General features: G+C 68.9%; 21 protein-coding genes. 12 read left to right on the forward strand and 9 right to left on the reverse strand.

Going from position 1 to position 21979, the window contains the following annotated elements:
* Positions 1–28 precede the first annotated feature (28 nt).
* Positions 29–811: a class I SAM-dependent methyltransferase gene (locus GBB76_RS03900; RefSeq protein ID WP_152302071.1), complete on the forward strand. Its 783-nt coding sequence runs from the start codon at positions 29–31 to the stop codon at positions 809–811.
* Between the two features lie 210 nt (positions 812–1021).
* On the opposite strand, the gene GBB76_RS03905 is transcribed toward GBB76_RS03900, so the two are convergent.
* A complete protein-coding gene (locus tag GBB76_RS03905; RefSeq protein ID WP_152302072.1) occupies positions 1022–1669 on the reverse strand; it encodes an alpha/beta hydrolase in 648 nt (215 codons plus the stop codon).
* Between the two features lie 125 nt (positions 1670–1794).
* Between GBB76_RS03905 and GBB76_RS18720 the strand changes: the two genes are divergently transcribed.
* Positions 1795–2085: a DUF2218 domain-containing protein gene (locus tag GBB76_RS18720; RefSeq protein WP_202911166.1), complete on the forward strand. Its 291-nt coding sequence runs from the start codon at positions 1795–1797 to the stop codon at positions 2083–2085.
* A 22-nt stretch (positions 2086–2107) separates the two neighbouring features.
* Here the strand turns inward: GBB76_RS18720 and GBB76_RS18725 are convergent, their stop codons facing one another.
* Positions 2108–2347, reverse strand: coding sequence for a sulfurtransferase TusA family protein (locus GBB76_RS18725; protein ID WP_202911167.1), 240 nt, complete (start codon positions 2345–2347; stop codon positions 2108–2110).
* 139 nt (positions 2348–2486) lie between these two features.
* Between GBB76_RS18725 and mobB the strand changes: the two genes are divergently transcribed.
* Positions 2487–3026: a molybdopterin-guanine dinucleotide biosynthesis protein B gene (gene mobB, locus GBB76_RS03915; RefSeq protein WP_152302073.1), complete on the forward strand. Its 540-nt coding sequence runs from the start codon at positions 2487–2489 to the stop codon at positions 3024–3026.
* On the opposite strand, the gene mobA is transcribed toward mobB, so the two are convergent.
* From mobA to recG, 3 genes are all read right to left on the reverse strand, one after another.
* Complete coding sequence (gene mobA, locus GBB76_RS03920; protein WP_152302074.1) at positions 3011–3631, reverse strand: molybdenum cofactor guanylyltransferase MobA; 621 nt, start codon at positions 3629–3631, stop codon at positions 3011–3013. The two genes, mobB and mobA, sit on opposite strands and share 16 nt — an antisense overlap.
* Positions 3631–3975: a YbaN family protein gene (locus GBB76_RS03925; RefSeq protein ID WP_246669032.1), complete on the reverse strand. Its 345-nt coding sequence runs from the start codon at positions 3973–3975 to the stop codon at positions 3631–3633. The genes mobA and GBB76_RS03925 overlap by 1 nt, the downstream gene beginning before the upstream one ends.
* 103 nt (positions 3976–4078) lie before the next feature.
* Positions 4079–6160 (reverse strand): ATP-dependent DNA helicase RecG, encoded by a 2082-nt coding sequence (gene recG, locus GBB76_RS03930; RefSeq protein WP_152304742.1) that lies wholly within the window; start codon positions 6158–6160, stop codon positions 4079–4081.
* A 276-nt stretch (positions 6161–6436) separates the two neighbouring features.
* Between recG and GBB76_RS03935 the strand changes: the two genes are divergently transcribed.
* Together GBB76_RS03935 and mfd are read left to right on the forward strand one after the other, a co-directional pair.
* Positions 6437–6733, forward strand: coding sequence for a succinate dehydrogenase assembly factor 2 (locus tag GBB76_RS03935; RefSeq protein WP_152302076.1), 297 nt, complete (start codon positions 6437–6439; stop codon positions 6731–6733).
* Positions 6730–10242: a transcription-repair coupling factor gene (mfd, locus tag GBB76_RS03940; protein ID WP_152302077.1), complete on the forward strand. Its 3513-nt coding sequence runs from the start codon at positions 6730–6732 to the stop codon at positions 10240–10242. The genes GBB76_RS03935 and mfd overlap by 4 nt, the downstream gene beginning before the upstream one ends.
* A 33-nt stretch (positions 10243–10275) precedes the next feature.
* Here mfd and GBB76_RS03945 read toward each other — a convergent pair whose 3' ends face one another.
* Both GBB76_RS03945 and GBB76_RS03950 read right to left on the reverse strand, forming a co-directional pair.
* Positions 10276–10584, reverse strand: a complete 309-nt coding sequence (locus tag GBB76_RS03945; RefSeq protein ID WP_152302078.1) for a hypothetical protein — start codon at positions 10582–10584, stop codon at positions 10276–10278.
* 156 nt (positions 10585–10740) lie between these two features.
* Complete coding sequence (locus GBB76_RS03950; protein ID WP_152304743.1) at positions 10741–12441, reverse strand: extracellular solute-binding protein; 1701 nt, start codon at positions 12439–12441, stop codon at positions 10741–10743.
* 337 nt (positions 12442–12778) lie between these two features.
* Between GBB76_RS03950 and GBB76_RS03955 the strand changes: the two genes are divergently transcribed.
* Positions 12779–13522, forward strand: a complete 744-nt coding sequence (locus tag GBB76_RS03955) for an invasion associated locus B family protein (RefSeq protein ID WP_152302079.1) — start codon at positions 12779–12781, stop codon at positions 13520–13522.
* A 94-nt stretch (positions 13523–13616) separates the two neighbouring features.
* Here GBB76_RS03955 and hspQ read toward each other — a convergent pair whose 3' ends face one another.
* The gene (hspQ, locus tag GBB76_RS03960) at positions 13617–13949 is read right to left on the reverse strand and encodes a heat shock protein HspQ (RefSeq protein WP_152302080.1); all 333 of its coding nucleotides are present in this window, start codon (positions 13947–13949) and stop codon (positions 13617–13619) included.
* Between the two features lie 161 nt (positions 13950–14110).
* Here hspQ and GBB76_RS03965 point away from each other — a divergent pair, with 161 nt between their 5' ends.
* A complete protein-coding gene (locus GBB76_RS03965) occupies positions 14111–15073 on the forward strand; it encodes an AEC family transporter (RefSeq protein WP_152302081.1) in 963 nt (320 codons plus the stop codon).
* A 4-nt stretch (positions 15074–15077) separates the two neighbouring features.
* On the opposite strand, the gene GBB76_RS03970 is transcribed toward GBB76_RS03965, so the two are convergent.
* A complete protein-coding gene (locus GBB76_RS03970) occupies positions 15078–16292 on the reverse strand; it encodes a UbiH/UbiF family hydroxylase (RefSeq protein WP_152302082.1) in 1215 nt (404 codons plus the stop codon).
* Between the two features lie 164 nt (positions 16293–16456).
* On the opposite strand from GBB76_RS03970, the gene GBB76_RS03975 reads away from it, so the two are divergent.
* The 5 genes from GBB76_RS03975 (at position 16457) to GBB76_RS03995 (ending at position 21978) form a co-directional block, all read left to right on the forward strand.
* A complete protein-coding gene (locus tag GBB76_RS03975) occupies positions 16457–17191 on the forward strand; it encodes a phosphatidylcholine/phosphatidylserine synthase (RefSeq protein WP_152302083.1) in 735 nt (244 codons plus the stop codon).
* A gap of 23 nt (positions 17192–17214) precedes the next feature.
* Entirely contained in the window at positions 17215–18192 is a 978-nt protein-coding gene (locus GBB76_RS03980; RefSeq protein WP_152302084.1) for a quinone oxidoreductase, read from the forward strand.
* A 217-nt stretch (positions 18193–18409) separates the two neighbouring features.
* Positions 18410–19996 (forward strand): ABC transporter ATP-binding protein, encoded by a 1587-nt coding sequence (locus GBB76_RS03985; RefSeq protein WP_152302085.1) that lies wholly within the window; start codon positions 18410–18412, stop codon positions 19994–19996.
* Complete coding sequence (locus tag GBB76_RS03990; protein WP_152302086.1) at positions 19986–21062, forward strand: ABC transporter permease; 1077 nt, start codon at positions 19986–19988, stop codon at positions 21060–21062. The genes GBB76_RS03985 and GBB76_RS03990 overlap by 11 nt, the downstream gene beginning before the upstream one ends.
* On the forward strand, positions 21055–21978 hold the full coding sequence (locus tag GBB76_RS03995) for an ABC transporter permease (RefSeq protein ID WP_152302087.1): 924 nt from the start codon (positions 21055–21057) through the stop codon (positions 21976–21978). Before GBB76_RS03990 ends, GBB76_RS03995 begins: the two co-directional genes overlap by 8 nt.
* Position 21979 lies beyond the last annotated feature (1 nt).

Here is a 21979-nt window from a genome sequence, read left to right on the forward strand (position 1 = left end):
AGGGCGGGCCGAACCGCCGGAGACTATCATGCACGACACCGCCTATGCGACCGCACGCCTGTTCTTCGGCCTCTACTGGCAGCCCGGGTTTCGCACGGTGATCGAACTCGGGAGCCAGAACGTCAACGGCACGCTGCGCGACCACTGCCCGCCGGGCGCCCATTATGTCGGGATCGACCTTGAGCCGGGCAACGGGGTCGATCTCGTCGTCGCACCCGGGCAGCCGCTGCCGCTCGCCGATGCGAGCGTCGATGTCGCCGTGACCAGTTCCGCCTTCGAGCACGATCCCTGCTTCTGGCAGACCTTCCTTGAGCTTGTGCGGGTGCTGCGGCCGGGCGGCCTCGTCTATGTCAACGCGCCGAGCAACCACCATTTCCACCGCTACCCCGTCGACTGCTGGCGCTTCTATCCTGATGCCGGGCACGCGCTCGCGATCTGGGCGCAACGCAACGGCCTCCCGGCGGAACTCGTCGAATCCTTCATCGGCCGACCGGGTGGTGATGGCTGGGCGGATTTCGTCGCGGTCTTCCGCAAGGCGTCGGACGCTCCCCAGCGGCGGACGGGGCGGATCGCGCACCATTTGGAGGCGCTCAACGCCTATGACATCGAGGCGCCGGCGCGGTTGGAATTCGAGACGCGCGACACCTGGGATACCCGCCGCGCGGCCGGGCTGGAGGCGCTGCTGCAGGACCGCGAGCGGGAGTTGGACGCCGCCCGCGATGAGATCGCGCAACTCGCGGCCCGGATCGACGCGCTGGAACTGGCCGCTGCTGCCCCGCTGCTCACGCGCCTGAAACGGTGGACCCGGTGACGCGATCCGCCGCACGGCCCGTCATCGGCCGAAGGCGCTCTCAAAAAGGGTCCCGGCACCGCCCGCACACTCATTCGCGGGGACGGGCGGCGCCGGGGAAGGAAGGATCGCCTCAGCGAGGTCGCATTCGGCAATGCAACATCGCACCCGCGAGAAGGCCGCGAAGCTCCCAAATGGAGTACGCCGGGAAACAGACGGCGGAAGCCGGACTCAGTTTCCGGTCATGCTTTCGAGCGTGGTGATGACGAACTGGTGGAAGCGCTCGCGCGTGTCGATGCTGGTATGGTCGATGCCTGGCTCGCCGGACAGGTCGAAATTCTCAAGCTGGCCCGTGTAGCCGGGCACGGCGGAGACCGGCTTGCCGAAGCCGTCTTCAGCCCAGAAATTGATGAAGACTGCGACATTCTCCGGCACCAGTCCGGGATCGGTGGCGTCGAAGGTCACTGCGAGATCAACGGGGATGTCCTGCGGCGCGACGGCGGCCGCTACCGCGATGGTCGCATTGGCGCCGAGCGAATGGCCGATCACCACCACAGGTCCGGTATGGCCGGCGGCGAAGCGGGCGCCGATCTGGTCGATCACCTTCTGCGACTCGTCCCAGCCATAGACTTCCGAGGTGTAGCCGAGGCTGACGAGTTCGGCGGCCAGGGCATCAATTCCCTGCGAGAAGACCCCGAAAAGGCCCCGAAGCAGATAGACATGGGTGTCGGCGCGCGTCGGCAGCGGCTTTCCCGGCTTGGCCGTTATGGGCGCCGCAGCCCATGGCGGACGCGGCGATGTCTGCGCGTTCGCGGCGCCGGCGAGACCCAGCACGGCGGCCAGCGCCGCAACGACGAGGAAAAGACGCGGCAGTCGCATGGACGTCTCCCAGTTCGCTCGCGGGACGCCACCGGAGCGACGTCCATAAGGCCGCGCGGCACGCGATTCGTCCACGGTTTGGGATTGCCGGCCCGTGGTATTTTGAAACCATGAGGAAGGAAGAGATGGCCTCCACCCATGCCCATGTCCCCACCGCCCATGCCAGCCGCTACCTGCAGCAGCTCTGCAAGCACTGGGCGCACAAGCTGGAAGTCGCCTTCGACCCGCGGCACGGCGAGGTGAAGCTGCCCGACGGCGCGCTGGCGACCATGGACGCCGGGCCCGACGCCCTCGACGTGCGCATCGAGGCCGGCGATGCCGGGACGCTGGAGACGATGAAGGGCGTGGTGGCCCGCCATCTCGATCGCTTCGCCTTCCGCGAGGCGCCGCTCCCCTTCGACTGGCACGACGCCTGAGGCTGAACCGCCTGAGGCGCCCTCAGGCCGTCTTCCGGATGCGGAAGGCGAGTACACCGTCTTCCGACGTCTGCCCTTCGAGGCTGTTTCCGGTCTGGCGGACGAGATGGGGGATGTCGATCACCGCCATCGGATCGGTACATTCGACCACGATCACCCCACCCGCCGCCGCACGCTCCAGCGCGCGCCGCGTGTGCAGCGCGGGCAGGGGACATTTCAGCCCCTTGAGATCGAGCCTGAGCGGACTGTTCGCTTCATCCATCGCACGCAACTCCCCCGCCGCAGTAGGACGCGCCCGCGCGGCGGGCAAGGGGAAAGCGTGCGCGGTCTCCCTCGACGCCTTGACGCCGGCAGGCCCAAGCCCGAACTCTGACGGGGAGACAGCGCAAGAGGAGGCGAGCATGCGGCTGATCGGCTTTGCCGGCTGGAGCGGATCGGGCAAGACGACGCTACTGGCGCGCCTCATCCCCGTGCTGGTGGGGCGCGGGCACCGCGTCTCCACCATCAAGCACGCCCATCACGAATTCGACGTCGACAAGCCCGGCAAGGATTCGCACACCCATCGCGTCGTCGGCGCCAACGAGGTTCTGGTCTCCTCGGCCAATCGCTGGGCGCTGATGCACGAGCTGCGCGGGACGCCCGAGCCCGACCTGCCGGAACTCGTGGCCCATCTGTCGCCGGTCGATCTGGTGCTCGTCGAGGGCTTCAAGCGCGACCATCACCCCAAGCTCGAGATCCACCGGGCGGAGGTCGGCAAGCCGTTCCTTCATCCGGACGATCCCTACATCGTCGGCATCGCCTCCGACCATGCCTTGCCGGAGTCGCCGCTGCCGGTCATCGACCTCGGCGACATCGAGGCCATTGCCGATTTCGTCGACCAGCATGCCGCCCCGCTCGACGGCATCGCCTGGCGCCCGCCGTCCGGTCAGAGCGCGGGATAGGCTTCGGCCAGCCGCTCGGCTTCGGCGAGGTCGTCCGGCGTGTTGACGTTGAAGAACGGGTCGAAGGGCGCGGCCGGCCATTCCACCGGCACGGCGCCGCAGCGTTCGATCCAGCGCTCCACCCGCCGCTCGCCTTCCGCGACCAGCAGGGCGCGCAGGTCCTCCCGCGCCTCGACCCGCCACAGCCCCACCACCGGATGAGACCGCCCACCGGAGGCGGCATAGGCTGCGCCCGCCGTCCCGGCGGCGCCCGCGAGGCGCGCGGCGAGATCGTTCGGGAGAAAGGGGCAGTCGGCGGGCACGGTGAGCAGGAAAGGCTTGCCGGGAAATGCGCGTGCCACATGGTCGAGCCCGGCGAGGATACCGGCCAGCGGTCCGGGTGTGTCGGGCAATTCATCCGGCACCACCGGCAGGGGGAGGCCGAAGCGTTCGGCCGGGCCGTTGGCGTTGAGCAGCAGCACGCTCACCTGCGGCGTCAGGCGGCGGGCGATCCGCGCGAGAAGGGTTTCGCCGCCGATCCGGCGCAGCGCCTTGTCGCCGCCGCCGAGCCGCCGCGACAGGCCACCGGCGAGGATCATCCCGACAGGCGCGCCGCTTGCCGCCATCAGGCCACCGGGCGGGTGAGCAGATAGAGGCTGACCCCGGCGAAAATGACGCCGATGATCGCCAGCACCGGCACGGAGAGGCCGAGGAAGACCAGCAGCGCGAAGCTGCACGCCATGCTGCCGGTCGCCACCAGCTGCGCCCAGCGCGGGACCACGCCCGAGGCGCGCCAGGCGACGACGGACGGGCCAAGCCGGGGATGCGTCAGCAGCCAGTTCTCGAAGCGGGGCGAGGACCGCGCGAACAGCCACGCCGCCAGAATGAGAAACACCGTTCCCGGCATGACCGGGGTGACGATGCCGACAACGCCCAGCGCCACGCACACCCAGCCGAGCGCAAACAACACCCAGCGCGTGGGTGCCGTTAGGGAAGAAAGAATCGGCCGCCGCTCCGTCATCCGGGTTCGCATAGTCGCTGCGTGAAGTCGTTCGACCAAGATCATAGGATGTTCAGCCCGCCTTTAGGAGCTTCACGGCCACGTCGCGTTCAAAAATATGCAGGAGCAGACGCAGGGCCGCCCCGCGCGGGCCCGACAGATCGGGATCGCTCTTGACCAATGCTGTCGCTTCCGCACGCGCCCTAGCCAAAAGATCGCCATGCACATCGAGCCGCGCCAGCCGGAATCCGGGGAATCCGCTCTGCCGCGTTCCGAGCAGGTCGCCCTCGCCGCGCAGGCGCAGATCCTCCTCGGCCAGGAAGAACCCGTCCTCCGAGGCCCGCAGCGCCTCCAGACGCTGGCGCGCGACCTCGCCCAGCGGACGGCGATAGAGCAGCAGGCAGGTCGAGGCGACATCGCCGCGCCCGACCCGCCCGCGCAGCTGGTGAAGCTGGGCGAGGCCGAAGCGCTCGGCGTGCTCGATGACGATGATGCTGGCTTCCGGCACATCGACGCCAACCTCGACGACGGTGGTGGCGACGAGGAGTTGCGTCTGCCCGGCCGCGAAGGCGGCCATGGCGGCGTCCTTCTCCGCTCCCTTCATCTTGCCGTGGACCAGTCCGACCCTGTCGCCGAACCAGTGGCGCAGATCCTCGAAGCGCGCTTCGGCGGCGGCAAGGTCGGAATTCTCCGATTCCTCCACCAGCGGGCAGATCCAGTAGGCCCGTCGGCCTTCCGCCAGCGCCCGCCCGAGGCTGGAGACGACGTCGTCGATGCGGTCGGACGGCACCGCGCGGGTGTCGATCGGCTTGCGGCCGGCGGGCTTCTCGCGCAGCTCGCTGGAATCCATGTCGCCGAAATAGGTCAGCACCAGCGTGCGCGGGATCGGCGTCGCCGTCATCACCAGCACATCGACCGCCTCGCCCTTGGAGGCCAGCGCAAGGCGCTGATGGACACCGAAGCGGTGCTGCTCGTCGACGATGGCGAGGGCGAGATCGTGGAAGGTGACGCCCTCCTGGAACAGCGCATGGGTGCCGATGACGAGATCGATCACCCCCGCCGCCAGCCCGGCCAGAACGTCTGCCCGCGCGCGGCCCTTCTCGCGCCCGGTCAGCAGCGCCACCCGAAGGCCGGCGGCCTGCGCCAGCGGTTCGATGGTCTTGAGGTGCTGGCGGGCGAGAATTTCGGTCGGCGCCATCAGCGCCGCCTGCCGGCCGGCCTCGACGACGGTGGCTGCCGCCAGCAGCGCCACCACCGTCTTGCCCGAGCCGACATCGCCCTGCAGCAGCCGCAGCATGCGGTTGGCCGAGGCCAGATCGGCCCGGATCGCCTCAAGCGCCCCGACCTGCGAGCCGGTTAGCGCGAAGGGCAGGGCGGCGAGGATGCGATCCGAGAGGGCGCCGTCGCCGAGGCTCGACCGTCCGGTCTCCTCGATGGTTCGCGCCCGCAGCAGCGCCAGCGCGAGCTGGCCGGCCAGCAATTCGTCATGGGCGAGCCGCTGCCACGCCGGGCCGAGCGGGCTCGCATCCAGCGTTTCGCGTGGCTGGTGAACCGTGCGCAGCGCGGCGTGGAAACCGATGGCGGGCGGCTCGGCCTGCCATTCCGGCAGTTCCGGCGTCTCGTTCAGCGCCGCCTCGACGGCGCGGCGCAGATGGCCCTGGCCGAGCCCCTCCACCAGCGGGTAGACCGGCTCGATGGGCGGCAGCTTCGCAAGGCCGGCGGCGTCCACCACGCGGTCCGGATGCGTCATCTGGTGCATGCCGTCATAGAGCGTGACGGTGCCCGACACCCAGCGCGTCTCGCCGACGGGCAGCAGCCGTTCCATCCAGCTCCGCTCGGCCTTGAAGAAGGCCAGCACGATGTCGCCCGTCTCGTCATGGGCATAGACGCGGTAGGGCGCCCGCGAGCCGCGCGGGGTGGGCACATGCCGGTCGACGACGATTTCCAGCGTCACCACCGAGTCCGGCACGACCTGCGAGAGCGTGGGACGGGCGCGCCGGTCGATGGTGGAGGAGGGCAGGTGCATCAGCAGATCGAGCACCCGCGCGCCGTCCTCCCGGCCGAGCAGCCGGTTGAACGGTCGGGCGAGCTTCGGGCCGATGCCTTGCAGGCCGGTGATCTCGGCGAAATAGGGGTTGAGGATGTCGGGCCGCATGATGGCGGAAAGGTGGACGAAGGCGGCGCGGCGCGCAATGCGGCGGGCGCGGTCGGCGGGGGATGGATTGCGGAGGAAGAGTCTGCGCTGGGTCCCGGATCGGCGCTGCACGTCGTGCAGCTTGTCCGGGACATGACGACGGCTCTTCGGCTTGTTCCATGAAGAGCACGGTGCGCCCTCGCCCAATGCCTACCTGACAGCGGGCGCCGGGCGCGCTAAACACTCCGCCTTCTCCGGGCCGCGCCGTGCGCGCGCCCGCGACACCGAGGCCTAGACATGACCGGAACCACGCGTTCGAGCGCGGGTCTCGACGCCCGCCGCCGCCGCATCCTCTACCGCGCCTGGCATCGCGGCACCCGCGAGATGGACCTGCTGATGGGCCGTTTCGCCGATGCCCATATCGGCGATCTGAGCGAACAGGACGTGGCCGATTTCGAGCTGCTGATCGAGGTCGAGGATCCCGACCTGTTCGGCTGGATCAACTCCGGCACACCGGCCCCGGAATTCGACACCCCCATTTTCCACCGCTTCCGGCAGTTCCACCTGTCGGGTGAGGGCGTACCCGAGATATGAAGACCCCGCTTTCCGCCCTCGCCACCCGCCTTGCCCCGGGCCGGACGCTGACGCTCGCCAATGTGCCCTCCGGCATGGAAGGGCTGGTGGTCGCCGACCTCGCCCGCGCGCTGGCGGCGCAGGACGACGCCCCCTGGCCGACGCTGGTCGTCATCTGCCGCGACACCGAGCGCATGGCGGAGCTGGAGCGCGCGCTCGGCTTCTTCGCGCCGGGCGTCGAGGTGCTGCCGTTCCCGGCGTGGGACTGCCTGCCCTATGACCGCGCCTCGCCTAACGCCGCCGTCATCGCGCGCCGCATGACGACGCTGGCGCGCCTCGCCCGGGTGAAGGGGCGCGAGGCTGGCAGCATCGTGCTGACCACGGTCAATTCGGTGCTCCAGCGCGTGCCGAAGCGCGCCCTCGTGGCCACACAGTCGTTCTCGGCGGCGCCGGGCAATGCGCTGTCGCTCGACGAGGTGGTCGGTTGGGCCGAGATCAACGGCTTCCAGCGCACCTCCACCGTGCGCGACACCGGCGAATATGCAGTGCGCGGCGGCATCGTCGACCTGTTCCCGCCGGGACTTCCGGCGCCGGTGCGGCTCGACTTCTTCGGCGACACGCTGGAATCCATCCGCTCCTTCGATCCCGAGACCCAGCGCACGGCCGCGCAGATGCGCGCGCTCGACCTCGTGCCGATGAGCGAATTGCAGCTCACCACGGAATCGATGCGCCGCTTCCGCATGGCCTATGTTGCCGCCTTCGGCGCCGCCCAGCGGGGCGATCTGCTCTATGAGGCAGTGAGCGAAGGTCGGCGCTATCCGGGCATGGAACACTGGCTGCCGCTGTTCCATGACGGGCTCGACACCCTGTTCGACTACGCCCCCAACGCGCCGGTCGTGATGGAGGCGCAGGGCAACGAGGCGGCAACTTCGCGGCTCGACCAGATCGCCGACTATTTCGACGCCCGCCGGCACGGGATGGAGCATGGCGGCGGCGCGCCCTACAAGCCGCTGCCGCCCGACGCGCTCTACCTCACCGCCGAGGAGTGGGAGGCCCGCGAGCGGGCGGCGCGCATCATCGCCATCACCGGCTTCGCCCTGCCGGAATCGAAGGATGTGCTCGATCTCGGCGGTCGGCCGGCCCGCTCCTTCGCGCCCGAGCGCGCCGACCCGGAGGCGCCGCTCTTCGACGTCGCCGCGGAGTATCTGCGCGAAACCGCGAAGACGAAGCGCACCATTCTCGCCGCCTGGTCGGACGGCTCGCGCGACCGACTGTCTACCGTGCTCGCCGATCACGGCCTCAAGGGCACGCAGACGGTGGGCTCGCGCGATGCCGCCGACACGCTGCCCAAGGGGACCATCGCCCTCGCCGTGCTCGGCATCGAGACCGGCTTCGAGACGGATCAGCTCGTCGTCATCGGCGAGCAGGACATTCTCGGCGACCGTCTGGTGCGGCCCAAGCGCAAGGCGCGCCGCCCGCAGGACGTGATCGCCGAACTGACTTCGCTGACCGCCGGCGATCTCGTGGTGCATGTCGACCACGGCATCGGCCGCTTCATCGGGCTCAAGACCATCGAGGCGATGGGCGCCCCGCACGACTGCCTGGAAATCCACTACGCGGAAGGCTCCAAGCTGTTCCTGCCGGTGGAGAACCTCGAACTGCTCTCGCGCTACGGTTCCGAGGACACCGAGGCGCAGCTCGACCGGCTGGGCGGCGGCGGATGGCAGGCGCGCAAGGCGCGCATGAAGAGCCGCATCCGCGAGATGGCGGCCGAGCTCATCAAGGTCGCCGCGCAGCGCCAGACGCAGGAAGCGCCGCGCCTCGTCCCGGCCGCCGGCCTCTATGACGAATTCCGCGCCCGCTTCCCCTATGAGGAAACCGAGGATCAGGAAGCCGCCATCGAGGCGGTGTTCGACGATCTCGGCTCCGGCCATCCGATGGACCGGCTGGTGTGCGGCGATGTCGGCTTCGGCAAGACCGAGGTGGCGTTGCGCGCCGCCTTCGCCGTCGCACTCAACGGCAAGCAGGTGGCGGTGGTGGTGCCGACAACGCTGCTGGCCCGCCAGCATTTCAAGACCTTCACCGAGCGGTTCAAGGGCCTGCCGGTCATCGTGCGTCAGGCCTCGCGCCTCGTCACTGGCAAGGAGCTTTCAGAGACCAAGAAGGGCCTTGCCGACGGCACGGTCGATATCGTGGTCGGAACCCATGCGCTGCTCGGCAAGGCGATCGCGTTCAAGGATCTCGGCCTTGTCATCGTCGACGAGGAGCAGCATTTCGGCGTCGGCCACAAGGAGCGGCTGAAGCAGATGCGCGCCGAGGTGCATGTGCTGACCCTCACGGCCACGCCGATTCCGCGCACGCTGCAGCTCGCCATGACCGGGGTGCGCGAACTCTCCATCATCGCCTCGCCGCCGGTTGACCGCCTCGCGGTGCGCAGTTTCGTGACGCCGTTCGACCCGCTGATCGTGCGCGAGGCGCTGCTGCGCGAACGCTACCGTGGCGGCCAGAGTTTCTATGTCGTGCCGCGCATCGAGGACCTTGCCGAGGTGAAGGACTTCCTCGACAAGAACGTGTCCGAGGTGCGGGTCGCAGTGGCGCATGGCCAGATGGCGGCGACGCAGCTCGAAGACATCATGTCCGCCTTCTATGACGGACAGTTCGACGTGCTGCTGTCGACCACCATCGTCGAATCCGGCCTCGATATCCCGACCGCCAACACGCTGATCGTGCACCGCGCCGACATGTTCGGCCTCGCCCAGCTCTACCAGCTTCGCGGCCGCGTCGGACGTTCGAAGACCCGCGCCTATGCCATCTTCACCCTGCCGGCGCAGAAGACAATCACCGCGCAGGCCGACCGCCGCCTCAAGGTGTTGCAGTCGCTGGATACGCTGGGGGCGGGCTTCCAGCTCGCCAGCCACGACCTCGACATTCGCGGCGCCGGCAACCTGCTGGGCGACGAGCAGTCCGGCCACATCAAGGAAGTCGGCTACGAGCTCTACCAGGAGATGCTGGAGGAGGCGATCGCCAACCTCAAGGCCGGCATCACCGCGCCGGTCGCCGACAAATGGTCGCCGACCATCTCCATCGGTACGCCGGTGCTGATTCCGGAGGATTACGTCGCGGACCTGCATGTCCGCCTCACCCTCTATCGCCGTCTCGCCGATCTGGAGACCGACGCGGAGATCGAGTCCATCGGCGCCGAGCTGGTCGACCGCTTCGGCCCGCTGCCGGAAGAGGTGGAGCAGCTTCTCAAGCTGGTGTCGATCAAGGCGCTGTGCCGGCGCGCCAATGTGGAGAAGGTCGACGCCGGCCCGCGCGGCATGGTGCTCACCTTCCGCGACGGGCGCTTCCCCAACCCGGCCGGCTTCATCGCCTATGTCGGCAAGCCGCACGTCGTGGCGAAGATGCGCCCCGACGGCAAGGTGGTGTTCTCGGAGGACTGGCCGGATGCCACGGCGCGGCTCAGGGGCAGCGCGGGCATCCTGAAGGAGCTTGCCAAGATCGCCGAGCAGGGAGCCCGGGCGGCCTGAGGCAAAGGGGGCCGCCGGGCTGGCGGCCGCCTCTCATTCGAGCGGGGTGGTGTAGGCGCCGTCGCTGTCCGGCATGACGTCGGAATCGACGTTCGAACCCGGACCGCTCAGGTCCATATAGTCGCCGCCCGCCTGGTTCATGTAGTCCATGCTGTGGTCGGAGCCCGGCTTGTCGGGCAGCGGGCCGTAGTCGAGGTAGTTCGGGTTGTTGACCGGGGGGATGCTGATCTCAAGCCCTCCATCCGGCTGCACCTTGGGCCGGATGGTGATCGACTGCTGCGCGCCGGCGGGAAGCACGCCCGCAAGCAGTATCGCGGCAAGGGAAACGGCGGCGTAACGCATGGTCCAACTCCAGGACATTCACTCCCACCGCCCGGCCGTGCTTTCGCGCGACGCCGGACGGCGCCTCTTCCCCTAAGGACCGCGTTCCGGCGGCCGTGTCCAGACCTTCGTGCCGTCACGGGGAACGAAATCCCGCCACCGAAAGTCGGTGGCGTTTCACCCCGGCCCCTGCCACCAGCTTTCCGCCAGCGTCCCCGACAGGGCGAGTTGCTCAGGCCGCTGGACCTGCCGCCACCGCGCCACCCACTGGCCCGGCGTGTAGAAGAGCGGAAGCGAAAAGCGCGCGGAAATCAGCACGCGGTCGAGGGCCCGCACGCAGGAGACGAACTCCCCGCGCTCGCGCGCCGCCAGCAGCGCCTCGATCATCGCGTCGACCGCCGGACTCTTGAGACCCATGAAATTGCGCGTCCCTGGCGTGTCGGCCGCCGCCGAGCCGAAATAGAACGCCTGCTCGTTGCCTGGGGACAGCGACTGGTCCCAGATATAGGGCACCATGTCGTAGTCATAGGTCTGCTTGCGCGCCTCGAACTGCACGTTGTCGACGAGCCGGATGTTGAGGGTGACGCCGGCGCGGCGCAGCATGTTCTGGTAGGCGAGGGCGAGGCGCTCCTGATCCTTGGTGCCGACGATCAGTTCCGGGGCGAAGCGAGTGCCGCCCGCCCGGGAGACGAGGGCGCCGCCCTTCAGTTCCCAGCCGGCGGCGGCGAACAGGTCGAGCGCGCGGCGCAAGGTCTCGCGATCGCGGCCCGAGCCGTCCGAGCCCGGCGCCCGCCACGTGCCCTCCATCACCTCCGGCAGCACGGCGTCCGGGAAGGCGGACAGCAGGCTGCGCTCGCGCGCATCCGCCGGCCGGCCGAGGCTGGAGAGTTCCGAGCCGTCGTAGAAACTGCCATTGCGCCGGTAGAGTCCGAAATAGAGGTTCTCATTCGCCCATTCGAAGTCGAACAACTCGACCATGGCCTGGCGCACCCGCGCATCGGCGAAGATCGGCCGGCGCATGTTGAAGATGAGCGCGGAATAGGGCTTGGGCGTTCCGGTCTCGATCTGTTCGGTAAGGATGCGCCCCTCCCGCACGGCGGGAATGTCGTAGCCGGTCTTCCAGCGGCCCGGATCGGTCTCGAAGCGTATGTCGTAAAGCCCGCGCTTGAAGGCCTCGAACTGGGAATTCACGTCCCGGTAGAAGTCGTAGCGCAGGCTGTCGAAATTGTAGTTGCCGCGATTGACCGGCAGCGCGTTGCCCCAATAGCCGGCCCGGCGCGTGAGCACGACCATCTCTCCCGGCTTCACCTCGGTAACGGCATAGGGACCCGAGCCGAGCGGCGCCGTGAAGCTCGTCTGCTCGAAGGTCTCCGGGTCTACCGCATGCTTCGCCAGCACCGGCATCAACGCGAGGATCAGCGGCAGTTCCCGATCCACCACGCCGAAGGTGAAGCGGATCGTGCGCTCACCCGTCACTTCCGCCTTCGCCACCTTGCCATAGTAGCTGCGATGGTTCGGCCGGCCCCTGCTGCGCAACAGTTCGAAGGAGAACAGCACATCCTCGGCCGTCACCGGGGCACCGTCGGCGAAACGCGCGCGCGGGTCGATCGTGAACGCGACATAGGTGCGGGCGTCGTCGGTCTCCACCGTCTGTGCCAGCAGCCCGTAGCAGGTGAACGCCTCGTCAGGGCTGCGCGCCATCAGGCTCTCGACGACGTTCCAGCGGATGAAAGGCGGTGCCGTTCCGCGCACGATGAACGGGTTCAGGCTGTCGAAGGTACCGACGGCGGCCTGCGCAAGCCGCCCGCCCTTGGGAGCGTCAGGATTTACGCTGCGATAATGGGCGAAACCGGCCGGGTGGAGCGGCTCGCCATGCATCGCCAGACCGTGCTGGGGCACCGGGCCGGCGCCCGTTGCGCCGGGATCGGCCTGCGCGAGCGCCGACGGAAGGCGCAGGTATCCCGCTGCCGCACTGCCCGCGGCGATTAAGACATTGCGCCCGAGGACGCGCCGGGTGATATCGGTCACGCTTCGGCTCCCATCGTCAAAGATTCGGCTGGTACTCTCGCGTGAGTTCTAGCATGAACGGGACACTGAAATTCCGTGGGGTCACTGTCTCGCCTCATTTGAACGGGAGACAGCCTTTCGATCCCGAATGGCGCCGAGGCGTCTGCTGCCTTCGCTCACGTTGCGGTTCGCACGACAGGAACACGATATGATCAAACGCTCCACTCTCGCGCGCAGCCTTGCCGGTGCGGCCCTGGTGCTCACCCTTTCCGGCGGCGCGGTGTTCGCCCAGTCGCAGCCGGCCAAGCCGGCCGCCAAGCCTGCGGCCAACGCCCCGCAGCAGGCGCCCGCCGGTGGGCAGCAGTCCCACCAGATTCCGGCGATCCCGCTCCCGTGGGTCAAGCAGTGCCGGCAGGACCCGAGCATCAACAAGGAAGTCTGTGAGCTGGAGCAGTCCATCATCACCGACACCGGGCAGTTCCTCGTGCGTTTCGGCGTGTTCGAGGTGAAGGACGATCCGAAGAAGGCGTTCACGGTCGCCTTCCCGACCGGCCTGCTGCTGCGCAACGGCTTCCGCGTGGCGCTCGCCAACGAGCAGCCGATCCTCGGCACCTTCGTCATGTGCGACGAGCGCGTCTGCCGCGGCGACCTGCAGGTCGACCAGGCGTTCATCGACCGCATGAAGAAGGCCCCGGGCCTCACCCTCCAGGTGGCCAATGCCGTCGGCCGCATCATCAGCTACCCGATCGGCCTCGGCGACTTCGCCAAGGTCTATGACGGCGCCCCGACCGACCCGAAGGTCTTCGACGAGCAGCTCAAGAAGATTCAGGAGCAGGTCAAGGCCCGCCAGGAGCAGCTGAAGTCCGAAGCCGCCCAGCGCGAGCAGCAGACCAAGGCCGGCCTTGAGAAGCTCGGCGCCGAGAAGCTCAAGAACGCCCAGCCCGCCCAGTAGTCGCGGACAGCCCCTGACCCGTTCAGAACGCCCGGCGAGAGCCGGGCGTTTTCGTTTTAGAGGAAACGCGAGGGGGTAGGCAGCCGGCCGCCTCTTATTGCAGCCTCTCGCTGCGCACCCGCCATCCGCCGTCGCCATCCGCCGACAGCATCTCCTCGACCTGCGGGTGGCGCACCGGCTCACCCGACACGTCCGGCTCCAGATTCTGCTCGGAGACATAGGCGACGTATTCCGTCTCCGCGTTCTCGGCGAGCAGATGGTAGAAGGGCTGGTCCTTGGTCGGCCGGATGTGCTCGGGGATCGATTCCCACCATTCGTCCGTGTTGGAGAATTCGGGATCGACGTCGAAGACCACGCCGCGGAACGGGTAGTAGCGATGACGCACGATCTGCCCGATGCGGTATTTGGCGTTCCGCTCTTTCATCATGAATCCGCACGCCTGCCTGAACGGCGACCCGTAACGGTCGACGCCGCCATATGTCAACTTTCCCGATGCAACGAACGTGCCTCCGCCGCGGCCACAGGGGAACGCTCCGGTCCTTCCTAATGCCGATTGACCGGCACGCGGCGAGCCGATAGCCAGCGCATATGTCCGAGGTCCTGGCGCTGGCGCTTCCCTTCTTCGGTGTGATCTTCCTCGGGCTGGGTTGCGGCCGGCTGGCGCGCATCCCCGAGAGCGGCCTCGCATGGCTCAGCTTCTTCATCATCTATGTGGCGCTGCCGCCGCTGTTCTTCTCGCTGGTGGCGCGCACGCCCTTCCATGAGCTGACCAACGGAACCTTCATCGCCGCGACGACGCTGACGACGGCCGCCTGCTTCGCGCTTTCGCTGCTGGTCGGCCTCTGGCTGCGGCATGGCAACCTGCCGGAAGCCACCATCGCCGCGATCATCGGCTCCTATTCCAATGTCGGCTATATGGGTCCCGGCCTGACGCTCGGCGCGCTCGGGGCAGGGGCCTCGGTGCCGACGGCGCTGATCTTCGTCTTCGACAGCCTGTTCTTCTTCACCGCCGTACCGATCCTGATGGCAGTTTCCGGGCGGGACCGGCGGCGCTTCAGCGCGACGCTGCTGCTGGTCGCGCGCCGGGTGATGACGCACCCGTTCAACGTCGCGACCTTCCTCGGCGTCGCGGCCGCCTATTTCGAGTTCCATCCGCCGGTCGCGGTCGAGAAGACGCTGGAATTCCTGCGCAACGCCGCCGCGCCCTGCGCCCTGTTCACCCTCGGCGTCTCGGTGGCGCTGCGGCCGATGGAGCGGATGCAGGGCGAGGTGCCCTGGCTGCTCCTGATCAAGCTGGTGGTGCACCCGGCGCTGGTGTGGCTGGTGCTCACCACGGTCGGCGGCTTCGATCCGGTGTGGATCGCCACCGCCGTGCTGATGGCGAGCCTGCCACCGGCGCTCAACGCCTTCATCATGGCGAAGCAGTACGACACCTACGTCGCCGGCGCCTCGGGCGGCGTGCTGATCGGCACGGTGGTCTCGGTCGCCACCGTCACCGCCATGCTCTACGCCGTGCAGCACGACATGCTGCCGCACGGACTGCTCCAGTGACCGGCTAGAGCCGGGTGCCGGCGAGAAGACGCGGCACGTCGCGTGTCGGTCCGACACCCTCGCGCATCACCGCGCGCCGCAGGCCGGCGGACTGCCCGAGCATCCAGATCCCGAAACCGCGCATCCCCGCCACCGGCAGCAGATCCGACAGCAGCGAGCGGTTGAACAGGTCGACCGCGAAGCCCCGGCTGGCGACGTCGGCGCGGCGGCGGCGCTCATAGGTTTCGGTGACGTCTGCGCCCCCGACATCGGCGCCCGCCCGCGCGGCGTCGCTCGCCAACTCCGCCAGCGTCGCCGCGTCGCGTATGCCGAGATTGAGCCCCTGCGCGCCGATCGGCGGAATGATATGCGCCGCCTCGCCGATCAGCGCGATGCGCCCGCGCGCGAAATGCGCGGCGGTGCGCTGGCTCAGCGGAAAGCTGCCGCGCGGCGAGAGAAGGTGCATCCGGCCGAGGATGGAATGGGCCTTGCGCTCCATGGCGGCGGCGAACGCTTCCGGCGTCAGCGCGCCAAGCTGCTCGGCCTCATCAGGGGAAACCACGCAGACCACGCTCGACCGATCCCCCGGCAGCGGCACCAGCGTGAAGGGGCCGGTGCGCGTGTGGAACTCGGTGGAGACGTCGCGATGCGGCCGGCCATGCGCCAGCGTCGCGGTGACGGCGACCTGCGGGTATTCGCGCACGCGCATGTCGATGCCGGCGGCGCGCCGGCTCGGTGAATTGCGCCCGTCGGCCGCGGCGACGAGGGCTGCCTCGAAGACGGTGCCGTCGTCCAGCGTGATGGCAACGGCCTCGGGCCCGTCCTCGACCTGCCGGACGGCGGCGCGCAACCGCGTGATTCGGGCATCGGCGGCAACCGCCTCGTCGAGCGCCGCCAGCAGCACCTCGTTCTCGAGATTCCAGGCGAACCCTTCGAGCCCAAGCTCACTTGAGCGGAATTCCACCTCCGGCGCGCGCAGCAGCCTGCCGGTATCGTCGATCAACCGCATGATCCGCAGTGGCGCGGCATCCGGGCGCAGCCGCTCCCACAGGCCGAGCGCCTCAAGGGCACGCACAGAACCATCCATGAGCGCCGTGGTGCGCGGGTCGGGCGCGCGCGGCGGGGCGGCGAGCCTCACCTGAAGGCCGCCCGAAGCGAGGGCGAGAGCGGCGACGAGGCCGCTGGCACCGCCCCCGATGACGGCGACGGTCGGCGGCGGCAACCGGGAGTTCGATGACATCTGGTCCTCCATACGGCATCGGCGGGACTGTCAGCCTGCCCGCGAGTGTGGGATAAGCAGCACAGCGTGGTCTGGCAATGCAGATCAATGCGGGCAAATGCTATATGCGTAACGAAGAAGCAGGCGGCGACCGGTCCGATCCGGCAGTCGGGGGAGAAGATCCGTTGGCGATCACATCCAAGTCGCTCAGTGAGCGTCCGGCCAGCCGGCGCACGCTCGCTTTTGCGGTCCACATCTTCACCGCCTCCGGCGCGGTGTGCGGCCTCATGGCGCTGATGGCGGCAGTCGAGGGCCACTGGGCCATCATGTTCGCCTGGCTGGGCGCCGCCCTGTTCGTCGACGGCATCGACGGCAGCATGGCCCGCCGTGCCCGCGTGGTCGAAGTGCTGCCGCGCTGGTCGGGCGAGACGCTCGATCTCGTCGTCGACTACCTCACCTATTGCCTCGTGCCCGCCTTCGCAGTGGCCTCCAGCGGCATGATGCCCTTCTGGATGGCGGTGCCGGCCAGCGTCGCCATTCTGGTGACCAGCGCGCTCTATTTCGCCGACACCTCGATGAAGACCGAGGACCTGTATTTCCAGGGCTTCCCGGCGGTGTGGAACCTCGTAGTGTTCTATTTCTTCCTCGTGCCGCTCAATCCCTGGGTCATCTTCGGCATCGTGATTCTGCTCTCGGTCGGCACCTTCCTGCCGATCAAGTTCGTGCATCCGTTCCGGGTGGTGCGGCTGCGCCTTCTCACCATCGCCCTTCTGGCCGTCTGGGCCGTGCTGGCGGTTCTCGCGGTGATCGACGGCATGAAGCCGGACCTGTGGGTCACGGTCAGCCTGTGCCTGTGCGCCGCCTATTTCAGCGTGTTCGGCCTCATCCCCTCGCGGCGGGCCGGCGGCACCCCGGTCTGAGCGTTCAGCAGGAGAGTTGAGGCATGGCGTCGGCGGTTCGTGTTCACGAGATCGGTGGTCCCGAGGTTCTGCGCTACGAGGAGATCGCCGTCGGCTCGCCCGGCCCCGGCGAGGTCCGGCTGCGCCATACCGCGATCGGCCTCAATTTCCTCGACACCTATTTCCGCAGCGGCCTCTACCCGTCGCCGCAGGGCCTGCCCTTCATCCCCGGCAACGAGGCGGCCGGAATCATCGTCGAGGTCGGCGCGGGCGTGAGCGAGTTCCGGCCCGGCGACCGCGTCGCCTATGGCTCGTCGCTGGGCGCCTACGCCACCGAGCGCGTCATGGCGACGGCGCCGCTGGTCAAGCTGCCCGACACCATCCGCGACGAGACCGCCGCCGCCATGATGCTGAAGGGCATGACGGCCCGCTACCTGCTGCGCCAGACCCACAAGTTGAAGGCCGGCGATACCATCCTCGTCCACGCGGCCGCCGGCGGCGTCGGGCTGATCCTCTCGCAATGGGCGACGCATCTCGGCGCCACCGTGATCGGCACCGTCGGCTCGTCCGAGAAGGCGGAGCTGGCTCGCGCCAACGGCGTGGCCTACGCCATCAACTACAATGAGGAAAACTTCGTCGAGCGGGTGCGCGACATCACCGAAGGCGCGATGTGCGACGTCGTTTATGACGGGGTGGGGCAGGCGACCTACCCGGCCTCGCTCGACACGCTCAAGCCGCGCGGCCTGTTCGTGAGCTTCGGCAACGCCTCCGGCGCCATCCAGAACTTCAGCCTGATGGCCCTCTCGCAGAAGGGCTCGCTCTACGCGACCCGCCCGACCCTGTTCACCCATGTGGCGACGCGGGACGCCCTGCTCGAGAACGCGAACGACCTGTTCGACGTCGTCGGCTCCGGCATCGTGCGGATTCCGGTCAACCAGCGTTACCGTCTGGCGGATGCGGCCGAGGCGCATCGCGACCTCGAGGGGCGCCGCACGACGGGCTCGACCGTGCTGCTGCCCTGAGCGGGGAGCCACCGCGACTCTGGCGCGAAACGCATCAGAATACGGACCGGATGGACCAGACTTTAGGCTTGCTCCACTCAACCGGCATGCCATGCTGACGGCCAACCTTCCGTCACATTCGAAGCGCGAATGACCCGCGAAACGCAGCCTGAACCCCGCCCCCCATGCGAACGCCTCGCCTGCGCCGATTTCCCTCGGCGCCCGCGCGGGTAGCCACATGGCGGCAGGCGTGAGCGAAGCGGGAACCCCTCCAGCGTCACTTCTCGAGGCCGTCGGCCTGACCAAGCGCTTCGGCGCGCTGGTGGCCAACGACCATGTCAGCCTGGCGATCCGGGGCGGCGAGACGCATGCCCTGCTGGGCGAGAACGGCGCCGGAAAGTCGACGCTGGTCAAGATGATGTGCGGGCTGCTTCAGCCCGATTCGGGCGAGCTGCTCTATGACGGCGCGCCCATCTTCTTCCCCGACCCGGCCAGTTCCCGCGCCCGCGGCGTCGGCGTCGTGTTCCAGCATTTCGCCCTGTTCGACGCGCTGACCGTGGTGGAGAACGTCGCGCTCGGCCTGCCGGGCCACGAGCCTCTGACCTTGCTGGCGGCGCGCATCGACGACTGCGTGCACCGCTACGGTCTCGCGGTGGAGCCCTGGCGCCGTGTCGGTGAGCTTTCGGTCGGCGAGCGCCAGCGTGTCGAGATCGTGCGCTGTCTGCTCGGCGACCCGCGCGTGCTGATCCTCGACGAGCCGACCTCGGTGCTCACACCCGACGAATCCGAAAACCTCTTCCGCACCGTCGACCTGCTCACCGGCGAGGGGCGGGCGGTGCTGTTCATCAGCCACAAGCTCGACGAGGTGCGCCGCCTGTGCCACCGCGCCACCGTGCTGCGCGGCGGCAAGTTCATCGCCGAGGTCGATCCCAAGCAGGAATCCTCCGCCAGCCTCGCCCGCCTGATGGTGGGCGCCGACGTGCCGCGCACGCCGCGCATCGTCACCCACGAGGTCGGCGAGCCCCGCCTGCTGGTGCATAAGCTCAGCGTTACCGGCGACGGCAGTCGCGGCTCCGCGCTGCACGACATCGAACTGGAAATCCGCGCCGGCGAGATCGTCGGCATCGCCGGCGTCGCCGGCAACGGCCAGACGACGCTGTTCGAGGTGCTCTCCGGCGAGAAGCTGGCCGAGGACCCGGAGAGCATCGTCATCGACAAGGTGCCGGCCGGCGCCCTCGGCCCGACCGAACGCCGCGCGCTGCGGGCCGGCTTCGTGCCGGAAGAGCGGCTCGGCCATGCCGCCGCACCCGACCTGCCGCTGTCCGACAACGTGCTGCTCACCACCCATGGCGACCCCGGAATCGTCAGCTTCGGCGTGATCCGCCACGCGGCGGTGAAGGACTATTTCCAGCGCATCGTGAAGGGCTTCGACGTGCGCTTCGGCGGCAAGGACCCGAAGGCGCGGCGCCTGTCCGGCGGCAATCTGCAGAAGTTCGTCATCGGCCGCGAAGTATTGCGCCAGCCGGTACTGATCGTCGTCGACCAGCCGACCTGGGGCGTCGACGCGGCGGCGGCGGCTTTCATCCGCACCACGCTGCGCGAGAAGGCAGCGGAAGGCTGCGCCGTACTAGTGATCAGCCAGGACCTCGACGAGTTGCTGGAATTCGCCGACCGCATCGCGGTGATGAGCGAGGGCCATCTCACCGTGCCGGTCCCGGTCGCCGAGACCTCGCGCGAGGCGATCGGTCTCGCCATGGGCGGGGCCCATGACGCCCACGGCGCGGGCGCGCACGACGCCGGCGGGGAGGGCGCCCATGCCTCTTAAGCTCGAACGGCAGGAGAACGTCTCCACCCTGCGCCTCGCGGCGGCGCCGCTGGTGGCGCTGCTCGTCACGCTGGTGGTCGGGGCGGTGATGTTCGTCCTGCTCGGCCACGACCCGATCCGGGCCTTCACCATCTATTTCATCGAGCCGCTGGGCGACCCGTGGACGCTGCAGGAACTGGTGGTCAAGGCCTGCCCGCTGCTGCTGATCGGCATCGGCCTCGCCTTCTGCTACCGCGCCAACCGCTGGAACATCGGCGCCGAGGGCCAGTATGTCGCCGGCGCCCTGCTCGGCTCCTGGCTGGCGCTGGCGACGCACGGCACCGAGGCCGGTCCGTGGGTGCTGCCCGCCATGCTGGTGCTGGGCGCCATTGGCGGCGCGCTTTGGGGGCTCATTCCGGCTTTCCTGCGCGTGCGCTTCGGCTCCAGCGAGATCCTCACCAGCCTGATGCTGGTCTATGTCGCGCAGTACGGGCTCGATTATCTGGTGCGCGGCCCGTGGCGCGATCCCGCCGGCTTCAACTTTCCGCAGAGCGTGACCTTCGACGACGTGGCGCTGATGCCGCTGCTGTTCGAGGAAGGGCGCCTGCATGGCGGCATCATCGTCGCGCTGGTGGCGGTGGCGGCGGCGACCTTCGTGCTCGGGCGCACGCTGGTCGGCTTCTCCATCGAACTCGGCGGCTCGGCCCCGCGCGCCGCTGCCTTCGCCGGCTTCGACGAGCGGCGCGTGACCTATGGCGTCTTCGCCGTCTCCGGCGCGCTGGCCGGCATCGCCGGCATCATCGAGGTGGCCGGCCCCATCGGCCAGATGCAGCCGACCATCTCGCCCGGCTACGGCTTCACCGCGATCATCGCCGCCATGCTCGGCCGGCTGCACCCGGTCGGCATATTGGTGGCGAGCCTCGTGCTGGCGCTGACCTATATCGGCGGCGAGGCGGCGCAGATCAGCATGCGCATGCCCTTCGACGTCACCCGCGTCTTCCAGGGCACGCTGCTGATCGCCATCCTCGCGGCGGACGTGCTGGTGCGCTACCGCATCCGCCGGGTGGAGGGGACGAGCCATGCTTGATGCCGCGATCATCGGGGCGGTGTTCGCCAGCGTCGTCGCGGCGGCGACGACGCTGCTGCTCGCCTCGCTCGGCGAGCTGGTGGCCGAGCGGGCCGGCACCCTCAATCTCGGCGTCGAGGGGATGATGATCGTCGGCGCGGCGGTCGGCTACGCGACGGCCTATTCGTCCGGCAGTCTGCTGCTCGGCACGCTGGCCGCCGTGCTAGCCGGCACCGCGCTGTCGCTGGTGTTCGCTGGCCTCTCCGTGTGGCTGGCCACCAATCAGGTCGCCTCGGGGCTGGCGACCACCATTCTCGGCCTCGGCATCGCCGGGCTGATCGGGTCGTCCTTCGTCGGCACCCGGCTCGACGCCGCGCCGGCCCTCGATCTTCCGGTGCTCACCGACCTGCCGATCATCGGTCGCGCGGTGTTCGGGCAGGATGCCTTCGTCTACGCCTCCCTGCTGCTGCTCGCCGCCGTCACCTACGGGCTGGCGCGCACCCGCGCCGGGCTGGTGCTGCGGGCGGTCGGCGAGAGCCACTCCGCCGCGCATGCGCTCGGCCATCCGGTGCGCCGGATCCGCACGCTGGCGGTGATGTTCGGCGGCGCCTGCGCGGGGCTCGCCGGCGCCCATCTCTCGCTGGCCTACACGCCCTTCTGGGCGAGCGACATGACCGCCGGCCGGGGCTGGATCGCGCTTGCGCTGGTGGTGTTCTCCGCGTGGCGGCCGCTCTGGCTGCTGGCAGGCGCCTACCTCTTCGGCGCGGTATCGATCTTGCAACTGCACGTTCAGGGCTTCGGGCTCGGCATCCCCTCGCAGTTCCTGTCGTCGCTGCCCTATCTGGCGACGATCATCGCGCTGGTGGCCATCTCCGCCCTCAAGCGCGGGCAGGGTGCGCCGGCCTCGCTCGGCGTCCCCTTCGTGCCCGATCGCTGAC

The sequence above is a fragment of the Ancylobacter sp. TS-1 genome (assembly GCF_009223885.1).
Taxonomy (GTDB): Bacteria; Pseudomonadota; Alphaproteobacteria; order Rhizobiales; family Xanthobacteraceae; genus Ancylobacter.